Annotated in this window: 12 protein-coding genes; 10 read left to right on the top strand and 2 right to left on the bottom strand. The window is 72.5% G+C overall.

The window, feature by feature from the left end:
- Positions 1-59: 59 nt before the first annotated feature.
- Genes ACEXQC_RS14730 through ACEXQC_RS14710 form a run of 5 tightly spaced genes read left to right on the top strand, consistent with a single transcriptional unit; the run spans position 60 to position 6017 of the window.
- Entirely contained in the window at positions 60-1301 is a 1242-nt protein-coding gene (locus tag ACEXQC_RS14730; RefSeq protein WP_374823865.1) for a M20 family metallopeptidase, read from the top strand.
- A gap of 16 nt (positions 1302-1317) precedes the next feature.
- On the top strand, positions 1318-2313 hold the full coding sequence (locus ACEXQC_RS14725) for an LLM class flavin-dependent oxidoreductase (RefSeq protein WP_374823862.1): 996 nt from the start codon (positions 1318-1320) through the stop codon (positions 2311-2313).
- Positions 2310-3329 carry a 2,5-dihydroxypyridine 5,6-dioxygenase NicX family protein gene (locus ACEXQC_RS14720; protein WP_374823859.1) on the top strand — a complete coding sequence of 340 codons (1020 nt, stop codon included), beginning with the start codon at positions 2310-2312 and terminating at the stop codon, positions 3327-3329. Before ACEXQC_RS14725 ends, ACEXQC_RS14720 begins: the two co-directional genes overlap by 4 nt.
- Positions 3330-3375: 46 nt before the next feature.
- Entirely contained in the window at positions 3376-4569 is a 1194-nt protein-coding gene (locus tag ACEXQC_RS14715; protein WP_374823856.1) for an aminotransferase class I/II-fold pyridoxal phosphate-dependent enzyme, read from the top strand.
- The gene (locus ACEXQC_RS14710; RefSeq protein WP_374823853.1) at positions 4566-6017 is read left to right on the top strand and encodes an amidase; all 1452 of its coding nucleotides are present in this window, start codon (positions 4566-4568) and stop codon (positions 6015-6017) included. Before ACEXQC_RS14715 ends, ACEXQC_RS14710 begins: the two co-directional genes overlap by 4 nt.
- Positions 6018-6056: 39 nt before the next feature.
- Here the strand turns inward: ACEXQC_RS14710 and ACEXQC_RS14705 are convergent, their stop codons facing one another.
- Both ACEXQC_RS14705 and fdhD read right to left on the bottom strand, forming a co-directional pair.
- Positions 6057-8402 (bottom strand): FdhF/YdeP family oxidoreductase, encoded by a 2346-nt coding sequence (locus tag ACEXQC_RS14705; RefSeq protein ID WP_374823850.1) that lies wholly within the window; start codon positions 8400-8402, stop codon positions 6057-6059.
- The gene (gene fdhD, locus ACEXQC_RS14700) at positions 8399-9370 is read right to left on the bottom strand and encodes a formate dehydrogenase accessory sulfurtransferase FdhD (RefSeq protein ID WP_374823847.1); all 972 of its coding nucleotides are present in this window, start codon (positions 9368-9370) and stop codon (positions 8399-8401) included. Before fdhD ends, ACEXQC_RS14705 begins: the two co-directional genes overlap by 4 nt.
- Before the next feature lie 459 nt (positions 9371-9829).
- Here fdhD and mobA point away from each other — a divergent pair, with 459 nt between their 5' ends.
- The 5 genes from mobA (at position 9830) to ACEXQC_RS14675 (ending at position 15036) form a co-directional block, all read left to right on the top strand.
- Positions 9830-10582 (top strand): molybdenum cofactor guanylyltransferase, encoded by a 753-nt coding sequence (gene mobA / locus ACEXQC_RS14695; RefSeq protein WP_374823844.1) that lies wholly within the window; start codon positions 9830-9832, stop codon positions 10580-10582.
- Entirely contained in the window at positions 10579-11085 is a 507-nt protein-coding gene (locus ACEXQC_RS14690) for a DUF6457 domain-containing protein (protein ID WP_374823841.1), read from the top strand. Before mobA ends, ACEXQC_RS14690 begins: the two co-directional genes overlap by 4 nt.
- A 4-nt stretch (positions 11086-11089) precedes the next feature.
- Positions 11090-12598, top strand: a complete 1509-nt coding sequence (locus ACEXQC_RS14685) for a molybdopterin-binding protein (RefSeq protein ID WP_374823839.1) — start codon at positions 11090-11092, stop codon at positions 12596-12598.
- 148 nt (positions 12599-12746) lie between these two features.
- On the top strand, positions 12747-14102 hold the full coding sequence (locus ACEXQC_RS14680) for a GAF domain-containing protein (protein ID WP_374823836.1): 1356 nt from the start codon (positions 12747-12749) through the stop codon (positions 14100-14102).
- Positions 14103-14202: 100 nt separating this feature from the next.
- A complete protein-coding gene (locus ACEXQC_RS14675) occupies positions 14203-15036 on the top strand; it encodes a MurR/RpiR family transcriptional regulator (protein ID WP_374823834.1) in 834 nt (277 codons plus the stop codon).
- The last annotated feature ends 94 nt before the right edge of the window (positions 15037-15130 follow it).

Here is a 15130-nt window from a genome sequence, read left to right as displayed (position 1 = left end):
GCGGGCAGGCCCCCAGATAAGATCTAATACATCAGATCTAATCAGAGAGGGGGCGTCGGATGACCGACCTCGCCAGGAGCGACCTTGACGTCGCAGCAATCGTCGCGGCCCACATCGATGTCGACCGTGTGGTCCGGCTGGTGCAGGACGTGTGCCGCATCCCGAGCATCCTGGGGGAGGAGGGCCCGCTCGCGGACTACCTCGTGACGGTGATGGCGGAGTCCGGCTTCGACGACGCCAGGGCCCAGCCCGTGCTGCCCGATCGCCCCAACGCCATCGGTCACCTCGACTTCGGGCCGGGCAAGACGGTCGTCATGACGGGCCACATGGACACCAAGCCCGTCTCGCACGGCTGGACGCTCACGGAGCCGTTCTCCGGCGACATCATCGACGGCGCCGTCTACGGCCACGGCATCATGGACATGAAGGCGGCTCTGGTCTGCCAGATCGTCGCCCTCGAGGCGGTGCGCTCCGCCGCGGCCGAGGGCCTCCCGATCGCCGGACGGCTCGCGATGGCCGCCGTGAGCGACCACATGGGCGACCAGCTCGGTTCCATCAAGTACTTCGAGGAGTACGACGCCGACTACTGCGTGCTCGGTGAGCTGAGCGACAACGAGATCTTCCTCGGGCACCGCGGCCGCTACTACTACGACATCATCGTGCGCGGCATCTCGGCCCACACCTGCCACAAGCCGCTCGCGGTCAACGCCAACATGCTCGCGGCGCACGCCATCATCGAGCTCGACGCCTCCAAGCTCGAGCCTCAGCTCGAGAGCTGGGTCTCGAGCCTCTTCGGCAGCGAGACCTTCATGGCGCCGGGCCGTGTCTACGGGGGTCTGCCGCCGGGAGGCCCGTCGATGATCCCCGACGAGTGCGTCATCCGCGTGGACTGCCGCCCGCAGCCCGGTGTGAGCCTCGAGGAGGTGCGCGACGAGATCGAGCGCTGCCTCGCCAAGGCGAAGGAGCGCGAGCCGCGCTTCGAGGCCGAAGTCGTGCTGGCTGACGTGAAGTCGGGCTACCTCGCCCGCCCCGAGGCCGAGGTGACCGAGCTCATGGTGCGCGCGGTGCGTTCGGTGCGGGCAGAAGGCACCACCGGCACCGGCCGCAGCGCAGAGCCCGAGCTGCAGGTGGCCGGCTGGCTCGGCGACACGGCGAGCTTCGGCGACCGCATTCCCACCATCATCTTCGGCCCCGGCGGCGAGCCCGTCTACTGCCCCGACGAGCACCTGTCGATCGAGGACATCGTGGAGGCCACGAAGGTCTACGCCGCCTTCGCCGCCTACGCTCTGCTCCAAGACTGACCCGAAGGAGTCCACCATGCGCTCAGGCGTCGCCCTCCAGCCGGCCTACGACCCCGAGGTCTTCGGCGACATCGTGCAGAAGTCCGAGGAGTGGGGTCTCGACGAGCTCTGGCTCACCGACTCGTCGCTGCACTCCCGCTACTCGTACTCGTACCTCACCATCGCCGCGCTCCGTACAGAGCGGATGACGCTCGGCACCGCGGTGACCAACCCGGTCACGCGGCATCCGGCCCTCGGAGCGGTCGCGATCTCGACGATCGACGAGATCTCGAAGGGCCGTGCCATCTACGGCATCGGCGCGGGGGACCGCCCGCTCGAGGCCCTCGGCTACAAGCCCGCCAAGCTCGCGCTGCTCGAGGACTCGATCGAGGCCGCGAGGCGGCTCTGGACGGGCGACAGCGTCACCTGGCAGGCACGCGGCTTCGAGCTCGATGACGCGCACATGCGGTTCCCGCCGGCGCGCCCCGACATCCCGGTCTACATCTCCGCCTCGGGCCCGAAGACGCTCGAGCTCGCGGGGCGGGTCGCCGACGGCGTCATCCTGCTCGCGGGATTGCACCCCGACGGCCTCACCTACGCGCTCGAGCACATCGACCGCGGCGTCGACATGGCGGGCCGCTCGGAGCGGCCGCAGATCTCGGTCTTCGCCTACGGCCAGATCTCCGACGACGAGGAGGCCGCCCTCGCCTCGGCCCGCACCATCGCCGCCTGGTTCCCGCAGACCGCGCCGATGTACTGCGAGCTCGCCGGGCTCTCGAAGGAGCTCATCGAGAAGGTGCGCGGGCTCTATGCGGGAGGCGAGTTCCAGGAGGCCGAGGAGGCCGCCAAGCTGCTGCCGGACGAGTTCGTCCACCGCATGGCGCTCGCGGGCGGCGAGGCCACGGTGCGCGAGCACATCGCCACTCTCGAGGGCCTCGGCATCGACTCCATGACGGTGTTCCCCATCGGTGGCACCGTCGAGAGCCGTTTCGCCACCATCGAGGCATACGCCGACATCGTGAGCCGCACGTGATCCCGTTCGTCCCCCGGCCGCAGCCGGCGCCGTTCGTCATCCCCGAGGCGACCGTGGCGAGGGTGCTCGACACCTGCCTCGGCGTCGCCGCGGGGGAGCGCGTGGTGCTGCTCCGCGACGGGGGCACGGATGCGGTCGTCGTCGCGGCGCTCGCCGCGGGTCTCGCCGAGCGGCGTGCCGTGCCGATCGTCGTCGACGTGCCCACCTTCGTGGTGCCGGGCACCGAGCCGCCCGCCTCCGTGGCGGAGGCCCTGCTGGCCGCCGACGCCGGCATCGAGCTCACGAGCGCCTTCATCGGCTCGAGCCTCGCCAGGCAGCGCGCCACCGCCGCCGGCCGCCGCTACCTCGCGATGCCCGCCGTCGTGGCCGACACCTTCCGTCTCGGCGGTCCGCTCGACGTCGACTTCGACTCCCTCGTCGACACCACCACGGCCCTCGCCCGAGCCTGGGAGGCGGCGTCCGAGTACCGCATCACCACCCCGGGCGGCACGGATCTGCGCGGTTCCGTGAAGGGCCGGAAGGGTAGGGCGCTCACGGGTGTGGCGCGCAACGCCGGTGACTACATGGCGCCGCCGGACGTCGAGTCGGGCACCGCGCCGGTGGAGGGCTCCTCGAACGGCGTGGTCGTGATCGACGGAGACTTCCTCTTCATGGGCAAGGGTCCCGTCACGTCGCCCGTCACCCTCGAGATCCGCGCGGGCGAGCTGATCGGGCTCAACGGTGCCGATCTGCGGGGCACCGAGGCCGAGCGCCTCACCGAGATGATCGGCCGGGTCGCCGATCCCCGCATGACCAACCTCGCCGAGGTCGCCGTGGGCCTCAATCCCAACGGCTCGGTGTGCGGCGTGCCCATGGAGACCGAGTCCACCAAGGGATCGGCGCACATCGCGTTCGGTAACTCGATCGCCTACGGCGGCACCGTGGCGGCCCCCGCCCACCTCGACTGCGTCATGCGCGACGCCACCGTGTACCTCGACGGCGTTCCCCGCATCGTCGCGGGCGAGCTCGTGGACTAGAGACCCAGAGCCCCGAGACCTCCAGAACCAGAGAACAGGACGCACCATGACAGGCCAGGCTCCTACCCTCCCCGCGAAGAGCGCGGCGGCGCCCTCGTTCGAGGCGCTCCTCGACCGCGACGACATCGTGTGGATGGGCCAGAACACCACGCACCTGCCACCGGCCCCCGAGGTGGTCGCGGCGCTCGAGCAGAGCACCGCCAAGCACGAGTTCAACGTCTACGCCCCCGCCGGCGGCTTCCAGGAGCTGCGCGAGCGCATCGTGGACGACCTGCGCGGCCCGGACTCCGATCTCCCGCTCGACGCCTGGATCACCGACGGCGCCGTCGGCGGCCTCCACCACATCTGCACCGCCCTCGCGCCCCGGCTCTCGCAGATCATCGTGAGCGATCCGGGATGGCCGTGGCCGGCGCGCTTCGTCTCGCTCTCGGGAGTGCCGATCCGCGTGCTCCCCGTCTACGACGAACCCACCCACCTCATGCAGGCCGCGCAGATCGCCGAGGTCATCCAGCCGCAGTCGCTGCTCTACCTGATCGACCCGCTCAACCCGCTCGGCTCGAGCTACACGCGCGACGAGCTGCAGGCGATCGTCGACCTCGCCCGCGAGACGGGCTCGACCATCATCCACGACTGCACCTATCGGCACTTCGCCGACGGCCACTCCCTCGCGGCCGAGCTCTACCCCGAGGGCACCTTCAGCACCTACAGCTTCTCGAAGTGGCTCGGGCTCGCGGGCCTCCGCGTCGGCGCGATCGTGGCCGATCCCTCGCTGCTCGCCTCCCTCACCGCGGTGCCCGCCAATCCGCTCGGTGCGAGCATCCAGGGCCAGCGGGCGGCGCTCGCCGGCCTCAGGGTGAAGGGGCCGTGGCTGGCGAACCTGCGGGCGGTGAACCGCGGCAACCTCGAGCGCGTGGAGCAGATCGTGGCGTCGAGCGGCCTGGGCACCGTGGTGGTGTCGCCCTCGCAGGGCAACTTCCTCGCCGTCGACCTCGGCGACTCGGGCTGGACGGCGGATGCGCTGTGCGAGTCGCTGCTCGAGGAGGGTGTGTTCATCCGCCCCGGCACCTACCAGTCGCCACTCCACGGCGAGCGGTTCGTCAAGATCTCGACCTCGGTGCCCGCCGAGTGGATCGAGCGCTTCGGTGCGGTGTGGGCGGATCGGGCCGCACGGGGCCCCGAGGTCGCCGCCCCGGTGGCACCCCAGGCCACCACCGCTCCCGCAGAGGCGGTCGAGGCGTGACCGGCACCGGCACCTTCACCGACCTCGGCGTCGAGGAGTACCAGGCCTCGAGCGCGCTCCTCCTCGGCGAGCGGATCGCCCGGGGCGAGCTCTCGCCCGTGCAGCTCGCCGAGTGCGCCCTCGAGATCGCCCGCGAGCACGAGCCCCGCATCAACGCCTACGCCGCCTTCATGCCCGAGCGCGCCCTCGCCGAGGCTGCCGAGCGCGAGGCCGAGGCACGTGACGGCCGTGTGCGCAGCCGGCTGCACGGCGTGCCCATCGCCTCGAAGGACAACCTGTACATCGAGGGCGAGCCCCTCGGCAAGGGATCCCTCACGAGCCCTGACACCATCGCCACGACCTCGTCGCCCATGACCGCGCGGCTCCTCGCGGCGGGCGCCGTGATCATCGGCCGCACCACCACACCGGAGTTCGGCTGGAAGGGCACGGGCATCTCGCCGCGCACGGGCATCAGCCGCAACCCGTGGGATCCGACCCGCAACACGGGCGGCTCGAGCGCCGGATCGGGCGCCACCGTGGCCTCGGGCGCCGTGCCGCTCGCCACGGGCACGGATGCGGGAGGCTCGGTGCGCATCCCGGCCGCCTTCTGCGGTGTGGTCGGCTTCAAGCCCACGCTCGGCGCCATCCCCGTGTGGCCGGGCACGGTGAACGAGAACCTCTCGCATGCGGGGCCGCTGGCCCGCACCGTGGCGGATGCTCGGGCCATGTTCGAGCTCACGAGAGGGCCGGATGCGCGGGATCCGCAGTCGTCCTTCTCGGCACCCGTTCCTGCCGGGAGCGCGACGGGGCATGTCCTCCGCGTGGCGGTCGTGCGGGAGCCCTTCGGCATCGCGCCCTCCGACGAGGTCGGTGAGGTGTTCGACGCCTCGCTCGCGCTCCTCCGTGCGGCCGGCCTCGCCGAGTTCACCGAGTTCGAGCTGCCCGCCGAGCTGCCGAGGCGCATCTTCGAGGCGCTGTGGGTCACGGGCAGGGGGATCGGCTTCGACGCCCTCATCCGCGAGCACGGCGACATCATGGATCCGGGACTCGCCCGCCTCGGTGGCCCCGACGGACTCGCCGCCGGGTACTCGCTGCCCGACTTCCTGGGGGCGCTGCAGCAGCGACGCGCCTTCAACGCGGCCTTCTTCGGCATCTTCGACGAGTTCGACCTCGTGCTCACCCCCACGATGCCCATCACGGCGTTCGCGGCCGAGGCCGAGGTTCCCGAAGGCGGCGAGCACGACGCCGAACTGCCGTGGATCACCTGGACCCCGTACACCTACCCCTTCAACATCACCGGGCAGCCGGCGGTCACCATCCCGAGCCACCTGCGGGCCGGGCGACTTCCCGTCGGCCTGCAGATCGTGGGCCCGTGGGCGCACGACCTGCGGGTGCTCGGGTTCGCCGAGCTGTGCGAGGAGGCGCTCGCCGTCACCAACGAGCTGAGGGTGGCGCCGAGCAGCAGCTGAGCGCCAGCGGCGCCGCTCAGACCGCCGCTCGGACGCCGCTCACACCACCGGCGCCACCGCGGGCTCCACCGCCGGCTCGAGCCGCACCACGATCGCCTTCGACACGGGCGTGTTGCTGCGGTCGGCCGTCGAGTCGAGCGGCACGAGCACGTTGGCCTCGGGGAAGTAGGCGGCGGCGCATCCGCGGGCCGTCGGATACGAGACCACCCTGAGCGCGCGCATCTCGCGATCCGGCTGCCCCGGCCACTCACTGAACACGTCGACGAGCTGCTCGTCGTCGAGCCCGAGCTCGGCCAGGTCGTCGGGGTTCACGAAGATGACCCTGCGGCCCTTCTTGATGCCGCGGTAGCGGTCGTTGAGGCTGTAGATCGTGGTGTTGAACTGGTCGTGCGAGCGCAGCGTCTGCAGCAGCAGGCGACCGGGAGGGCGCACCACGGGCTCGAGCTCGTTCACCGTGAGCAGGGCCTTGCCCACGGCCGTGTCGAAGCGGCGGGCGTCGCGCGGGCCGTTCGGCAGCACGAAGCCGTCGCGGCGGCGCACCTTCTCGTTGTAGTCGTCGCATCCGGGCACGACGTTCGCGATGTGGGTGCGGATGAGGTCGTAGTCGTGCTCGAAGGCGGCCCAGTCGATCCGCGGGGCGTCGCGCCCGGCCTCACGGGCAGCACCGAGCGTCGCCTCGGCGAGGCGGGCGATGATCGCGATCTCCGAGAGCAGGCCCTCGGCCACCGGCGGGATGCGCCCGTGCGAGGCGTGCACCGCGCACACCGAGTCCTCCACGGTCACGAACTGCGTGCCTGTCTGCTGCAGGTCGATCTCGGTGCGGCCAAGGGTGGGCAGGATGAGCGCCGCCTCGCCCGTGACGGCGTGCGAGCGGTTGAGCTTGGTCGAGATCTGCACCGTCAACTTGGTGCCGCGCATGGCCGCCTCGGCGGCCGCGGTGTCGGAGATCGCCCCCACGAAGTTGCCGCCGAGCGAGAACCACGCCTTGATCTCGCCCCGCTGCAGCGCGCGGATGCCGTCGACCGAGTCGACACCGACCTTGCGCGGCACCGGGAAGTCGAACTCGCGCTCAAGGGCGGCGAGGAACGACTCCGGCATGCGCTCCCAGATGCCCATCGTGCGATCGCCCTGCACGTTGCTGTGACCGCGGATGGGCGAGGCTCCGGCGCCCGGCTTGCCGATGTTGCCGCGGAGCAGCAGCAGGTTCACGATCTCCTTGATCGTGTCGACGGCCTTCTTGTGCTGGGTCACGCCCATGGCCCACGTGATGATGACGCGGTCGGAGCTCAGGTAGTGCTCGGCCAGCTCGTCGATGGCCTCGCTCGTGAGGCCCGTGGCCTCTTGCACGGCGTCGTCGTCGAGAGCCGCGAGGTGCGCGGTGAGCTCATCGAGGCCCACGCAGTGCTCGGTGAGGAACGCGTGGTCGAGCACGGTGCCCGGCCTCTCGGCCTCAGCCGCGAGCACTCGCTTCGAGAGCGCCTGCAGCAGCGCCATGTCGCCCCCGAGGCGGATCTGCAGGAACTGGTCGGCCAGAGCGGTGCCCTTGCCGATCGTGCCGCGCACGGTCTGCGGGTTCTTGTAGCGGTGCAGCCCCGCCTCGGGCAGCGGATTCACGGTCACCACGGTGGCGCCGTTGCGCTTCGCGTCCTCGAGGGCGGTGAGCATGCGCGGGTGGTTCGTGCCGGGGTTCTGACCCATCACGATGATGAGCTCGGCCTGCTCGAAGTCGTCGTACGAGACGGTCGATTTGCCGATGCCGATGGTCTCCACGAGCGCCGATCCGGTGGACTCATGGCACATGTTGGAGCAGTCGGGCAGGTTGTTGGTGCCGAAGGCGCGCACGAAGAGCTGGTAGAGGAACGCGGCCTCGTTGGAGGCGCGACCGCTCGTGTAGAAGGCCGCCTCGTCGGGGGAGTCGAGGTCGTTGAGGGCCTCGGCCGCGATCCTGAAGGCGTCGTCCCAGCTCACCGGGCGGTAGTGGTCCTCGCCGGCGGGCTTGTAGACGGGCTCGGTGAGGCGGCCCTGCTGGCCGAGCCAGTACTCGCTCCTGCCGGCGAGCTGCTCGACGGAGTGCGCGCTCCAGAACGTGGAGGGGATGGTGAGGGGAGTCGCCTCCCAGATCACGGCCTTCGCGCCGTTCTCGCAGAACTCGAGCTTCTTGCGGTGGTCGGGATCCGGCCACGCGCAGCTCATGCAGTCGAAGCCGTCCTTCTGGTTCATGGCAGTGAGGAGCTTGAGGGTGCGCACGGGGCCGAGATCGGCGAGGGCGGGGCCCATGGAGTGCAGCACGCCCGGGATGCCGGCGGCGGCCTCGCCGGGGGAGGTCACGTGGAGCAGAGCGTCGGTGAAGTCGTCGATGGGCGGCTTCGGCGGCTTGGGGGTCATGCCCGTGCTCCTTGGGGTGCGTGGTCGAGGTGGGGTGCGGGGGTGGCGGTGGTGGTGGGCTCTGGGGTCGGCTCCGCGCTGGGCTCTGCGGTCGGGTCTGCGCCGGGTGCCGCGATCCGCTCTGCGCTGGGTGCTGCGATCCGCTCTGCGCCGGAGTAGACGACCATCGAGTCGCCGCGCAGGAAGCCGACGAGCGTCATCCCGAGCTCGGTGGCGAGCTCGGCGGCGAGCGACGACGGCGCCGAGACGGCCGCGAGCATCGGGATGCCGGCCATCGAGGCCTTCTGCGTGAGCTCGAAGCTCGCGCGCCCGGAGACCATGAGCACCGTTCCGCGGAGCGGCAGCCGGTTCTCCTTCACGGCCCAGCCCACCACCTTGTCGACGGCGTTGTGCCGGCCCACGTCCTCGCGCAGCACGAGCAGTTCGCCGGTGCGACCGTCGAAGAGGGCGGCGGCGTGCAGCCCCCCTGTCTTCTCGAACACGTCCTGCTTCTCGCGCAGTCGCTCGGGGAAGGTCACGAGCAGGGCGGGGTCGAGCACGAGGTCGTCGCCCGCCACCTCGTAGTGCGAGAGGGTGCGCACGGCGTCGATGCTCGCCTTGCCGCAGAGGCCGCAGCTGCTGGTGGTGTAGAAGTTGCGCTCGAGCGACGGATCGGGGGCGGGCACCCCGGGTGCGAGCGTCACGTCGAGCACGTTGTAGGTGTTGAGGCCCTCGTCGGTGGCTCCCGCGCAGTAGCGGGCCGCGGCGAAGTCGTCCCCGTGCGCGATCACGCCCTCCGACACGAGGAAGCCCGCCGCGAGGTCGAAGTCCTCTCCCGGAGCGCCGGGCGAGCGCATCGTGATGGCGAGCGAACGCCCGCCCACCCTGATCTCCAGGGGCTCCTCCACGGCGAGCACGTCCTCCCTCCGCCGAGGCGCCGAGCCCACCGTGATGCGGCTGACCCGCCGCCGTGCCGTGATCCGTCCCATCCCCCAGGCATAGCACCCGCACCTGAGCACCCCAACCCCACCGCGCCGAGCACCCCCTCATCCCGCCCACCCCGCGCCCCCTCATCCTGCCCACCTCGCGCCCCCTCATCCCGCCCACCCCGCGCCACCCCCACCCCCACTCCCGCGCCGCGCCGCGCCGAGCACCCTCCTCCCCGCGCGCCTAACGCCCCGTCATCCCGCGCGCGTTCCGCCCCGCCATCCCGCGCGCGTTCCGCCCCGCCATCCCGCACCCCCACCGTCCCGCGCCCGCGCCTACCTCGCCCCCGCATTCCGCCACCTCTTCCCGCCGAGCGCCCTCGCCCACCCGCGCCCCCACCCCTCCCACCTCCGCTGAGTCGCGCCTTCGTGTCGTCATTCGGCCGTTCTCGGGGGTTTTGACGACAGTTTGCCGCGACTCGGGAGCGTGGGTGGGCGGCGGGGGAGTCGTAGGGTTGAGGCGTGCAACTCGACGCGATCGTCCTCGCCGGGGGCCGGTCGACGCGGCTCGGCGGATCGCCCAAGGCCCTGCTGCAAGTCGACGGCCGCCGCCTCGTCGACATCGCGGTCGACGCCGCTCGTGAGGCAGGCGCCCGCCGCATCGTGGTGGTGGGCCCGCCCGTCGACCTCCCACCGCCTGCGTCTCCCCTCTCGACTTCCGCGATGGGGACCGTGCGCGAGGATCCTCCCTTCGGCGGCCCGGCGGCGGGCATCGGCGCCGGCCTCGCGGCGCTCGATCCTCCTGATACCGATCTCGGGGACAGCCGATACGCGGATGCGGATGCGGATGCGGATACGGGTGGCCGGGCCGTGCTGGTGCTGGCGTGCGATGTCCCGGCGGCCGGCGGTGCGGTCGGGCCGGTGCTCGTCGAGGCCGAGCGGATCGCGGCGACCCGTGCGCGCGGGTGGTGCGCCGCCGCGGTCGACCCCAGCGGTGCACGGCAACTGTTGCTCGCGGTCTACGACGCAGGCCTGCTCAGCGAATGCGTTGCAGCCCACCGTGTCGCCGGAACCCTGAGCGGCCTGGCGGTCCGCATCCTCGTCGCCCCGTTCGCGGTCACCGAGGTCATCGTGCCCCCCGGCTCCACCGCCGACGTGGACACCTGGACAGACGCCGAAGCACTCGGCGCCGTCCCCGATTCCGACGTCCCCGATTCCGTCGTCTCCGATTCCGCCTCCCATCTCTCCGCCCCGCACCCGAAGGAGCACCGATGACAGCCGCCGACGACCAGTCCCTCGAACTCGCCGCCTGGGCCGCCCGGGTGGCCGCCGAGCTGCGCCTCGAGGGTTTCACCATCGACGTCGACGCCCTCCTCGCGCTCGCCGGAGCCGCGGCCCACTCGGTACGGCGACCGGCTGCACCCCTCACCACCTACGTCGTCGGCTTCGCAGCGGGCCACGCCGCGGCAACGGGATCCGACCCGGCAGCCGCCCTCGCCGCAGCCATCGACACCGCCACCCGCCTCGCCGCCACCGCAGCGGCCGAGCGCGATGCCGCCGCCGACATCCCCCCAACAGTCCCATTCGACCCCGCCGCGACCGACCAGCCCGCGACCGAGCACCCCGATCCGTCCGACCCCACCGCGACCGAGCACCCCGATCCGTCCGACCCCATCGCGACCGAGCGCTCCGATCCGTCCACCACCCCCGACCTCGACCCCACTTCGACCGAGCACCTCGAGCCAGCCGCGACCGACCGTCCCGCGCGCCAGGAATGACCGAGTGACTGTTCCCGCCCCGTCCGCCCCCGCCGATCCACCCGTCGCCGGCCCCGGTGCTGGCCCTGGTGTCGACGGCCCCGGTGTCGCCGGCCTCGGTTCCGGCCCCGGTGGAGCCGGCCCGGTCGACTGGTTCGCAGCCAGGCGGATCGCCCAGGCCGCCGGTGCGCAGGCGCGTGCCACCTCGGACCGCGGCGCCGAGGTCACCCCGCTCGAGACGGCCCTCGCCCGGGTGGTCGCGGCGCCGGTCGCCGCACTCTGCGACATCCCCCACTACGCCTCGTCGGCCATGGACGGATGGGCGGTCTCCGGCGCTCCGCCCTGGCGCCTCACCGGAGCTTCGCCCGCCCCATCGGAGCACTCGAGCACGGCCGTCCCGATCGTGACCGGGGGAGTGGTCCCCTCGGGCACGTGGTCCGTCCTCCGCAGCGAGTTCGGCGAGCTCACCGCGAGTGGCAAAGGTGGCGCCGGCGCCGGCGACGGCGATCGTGCCGGCGTGTTCACCGCGAGTGGCGAAGGTGGCGACGGCGAGGTCCTCCTCGCGCTCAGCGCCGACGCGCCGCCGAGCGAGCTGCGCCAGGGCCGCCACATCCGCCCTCCCGCCACCGAGGCCCACCTCGGCGAGACGGTCATCGCCGCTCGGACCGTGCTCACCCCCGTGCACCTCGCTCTGGCAGCGGCGGCCGGTCACGACGCGCTGCCGCTCGCGCCGCGTCCCCGCGTCTCCCTCCTCCTCACGGGCGACGAGGTCGTCACGAGCGGCATCCCCGCCCCCGGTCGCGTGCGCGACAGCTTCTCCCTCACCCTGCCGCCGATCCTCGCAGCGCAGGGCGCCGACGTCTCCACCCCCCAGCGCGTCCCCGACGACCTCCCCTCCACCCTCGCCGCCCTCACCCACCCCACCCTGTCCGCTCCCCGCACGGCCGCCACCAGCCTCACCGCCTCGGGCACGGCCGCCACCGGCCCCGCCACTTCCACCGCCACCGAGCCGAGGCCCGTCGACCTCGTGGTGACGACCGGCGGCACGGGCGGCTCCGGATCGGATCACGTCCGCGCCGCCCTGCTCGCCCTCGGGGCCGAGCTGCTCGTCGACGGCATCGCCGTGCGCCCGGGCGCCCCCGCCCTGCTCGCCCGCCTCCCCACCGGCGTGCTCGTCGCGGCGCTCCCCGGCAACCCCCTCGCAGCCCTCCTCACCCTTCACGCACTCGTGCATCCGCTGCTCGCCGGATGGCAGGGCCGCGACCTCCCCGAGCTCATCGAGGTGACCACCGCCGTCGACCTCGCCCCCCACCGAGCCCAGCTCTCTCTCCGCCCCTACCGCCTCACGCATCCGACCACGTCCCCCGCGCCGACCGCGCCGACCGGGGCGGCGGGGCCGAGTGTGGTGGCCGAGCCGAGCGAGTGGCAGGGGTCCGCCATGCTCCGGGGTCTCGCCGATGCCGACGGGGTGCTCCTCGTGCCCTCGCGCGGCGCGGCGGCCGGGGAGCGCCTGCAGGCCATCGCGCTGCGGTGACCGCCGCCTCTGGCTTCTCCCGCGCACGCGAGCGATACTGGAGGCGACGCCGGAGCCGGCGACACGCGACCCGCCCCCAGCGGTGAGGGCCGCGCAGCGAACGGCCCCACGCACCACACCCCTCGATCGACGACGATTGGCGGTCCAGATGAGCAGCCCCTGGCTCGCCCTGCCCGGTGCCCGCGAGCGTCGCAGCCCCCGCCGGGTCGTGAGCGAGTCGTGGGAACGCGCCAAACGCCACGCCCTCGACCCAGAGCACCTGCTGCCCGACCTCGAAGTGGGCGAAGACGTGCTCGCCGAGTTCCGCCGCGCGCATCCGCTCGATCGGGTGCTCCCCGTCATCCGCAAGCTCCTGGTGCGGGATGCCGAGGGCTCCGGCCTGCTCGTGGCCGTCGGCGACGAGATGGGTCGACTGCTCTGGGTCGAGGGAGACGCGGCCGCCAAGCGCGCCGCCGAGCAGATGCGGTTCGTCGAGGGCGCGGGCTGGGCGGAGCGCCAGGTGGGCACCTCGGCCCCCGGCACGGCCCTCGAGCTCGACCACGGCATCCAGATCCACGACTCCGAGCACTTCAACCGCCTCGTGCACGGCTGGAGCTGCACGGCGGTACCCGTGCACGACCCGGAGACCCGCCGCATCATCGGCGTCATCGACATCACAGGGGATGCGCGGGCCGTCGACCCCCACACCCTCCCGCTCGTCGAGGCCACGGCGGCCGCGGCCGAGGCGGAGCTCATGGTGCTCCGGCTGCGAGCCCTCCGCGACCACCCGGCTCCGGGCGAGCGGATGTCCGTGGCCGGTTTCGCTCCGCGTCTCGCCCCCGGCAAGGCTCCCGGCGTGGCCCCAGGCTCCGCTCCCACCCAGCGGATGCGCCCCCGCGCGGTCTCGATGCACGTGCTCGGCCGCGACACGGGAGCTCTGGCCACACCGACCGCCGCCGGCCCGCTCGAGCTGAGCCTCCGCCACTCCGAGATCGTCACCCTGCTCGCCTGGCACCGCGAGGGCCTCTCGGCCGCCCGCCTCGCCGAGCTCGTCTACGGCGACGACTCGGCCACGGTCACCCTCCGCGCCGAGATCGTCCGCCTCCGCCGCATCCTCGCTCGCGCCGCCGCCGCGACCCTCGGCATCGAGTCGCGCCCCTACCGCCTCACGGCCCCCCTCGAGCTCGACGCCCACCACGTCACCTCCCTCCTCGACCGCGGCGCGCACCGGGTCGCCCTCGCCGCCTACCGCGGCCCCCTGCTCCCAGGGTCGGAGTCGCCCGGCATCGAACGCATCCGCGCCGAGCTGCGGTCCCGCCTCCGCGAGGCCATGCTCGGCGACGCGGCCGTCGACGTGCTCCTCGACTACGCCGCCACCGACGACGCCCACGACGACGCCGAGGTCTGGACCACGGCCCTCCGCCTCCTCCCGCCGCGCTCCCCGAAACGCGCCGGCATCGTCCTCCACCTCGAGCGCCTCGAGGCGGAGGCGGTCGCCTCCGCCCACCCCGGCGAGCCCGTCTGAGAGCTGCCGACGTGCCCTCCCGATGACCGTTTCGTGAACGGCACGTGAAGGTGCACCACTTGCACCCACTGCAAGTGGAATTGCGCTTAGCGTCCTGATCGTGTTCATCACCGACCTCGTCAAGAGCAGGGGCCACAAGCTCACCGAAACCGACCGCCGCCTCGTGGCGGTGCTCCAGGCGCAGCCCGCCGAGGCGGCGTTCTGGTACGCCAACGACCTCACCTCGCCGCTGGGCCTGCACCAGTCGGCGGCCACCCGGCTGGCGCAGCGCCTCGGCTTCGCCGGGTACCCGCAACTGCGGGATGCGCTCCGCCAGGACTACCTCGCCGGCGACGGGCCCTCCCAGCGACTGCAGGGCCGCCTCGACCAGCACCCGCACGAGGAGGTGCTGCGCTCCTTCGTCGACGACGAGGTCCAGGTGCTCCGCGCCCTCACCCAGCACGTCACCCAAGCCGAACTCGACGATCTGGCCCGCCGGGTGGTGTCGGCCCGCACGGTGTTCCTGCACGGTCAGGGCAACGCCACCGTCCTGGTCGACCTGCTCGGCCGCCGTCTGCAGCGCTTCGGCATCCGCTCGGTGCGCCTCGTGGGTTCGCGCCGCGACATCGCCGAGGCGGTCACCGCTCTCGGAGCCGACGACCTGCTGCTCACCTTCGCCTTCCGGCGTGCGCCCTCCACCCTCGCTCCTCTGCTGAGCGTCGCCGAGACGGCAGGTGCGCACAGCGTGCTGATCACCGACAGCCTGCTGTCGATGTCTCCCCGGCCCGGAGCCATCATCGCCGCTCCCCGCGGTGCCACCGACTCCTATCTCTCGCTCACGGTGCCCATGGCGATCGCGAACGCCCTCGTGCTCACGATCGCGCGAGACGCTCCGGATGAGGCGGTGCGTGCTCTCGACCGCCTCGGTGCCGTGCTCGAGTCGTTCGAGGCCTGACCCGCCGCCGGCCCGATCCCTTCTGTCCCGCCCGACCCGACACGCACACCACCCGCACCACCAGCCTGCCCGACCCGACCCGACCCGACCCGAA

The organism is Herbiconiux liukaitaii (genome assembly GCF_041927495.1).
Taxonomy (GTDB): Bacteria; Actinomycetota; Actinomycetes; order Actinomycetales; family Microbacteriaceae; genus Herbiconiux; species Herbiconiux liukaitaii.
This window is presented reverse-complemented; position numbering and strand designations above follow the sequence as displayed.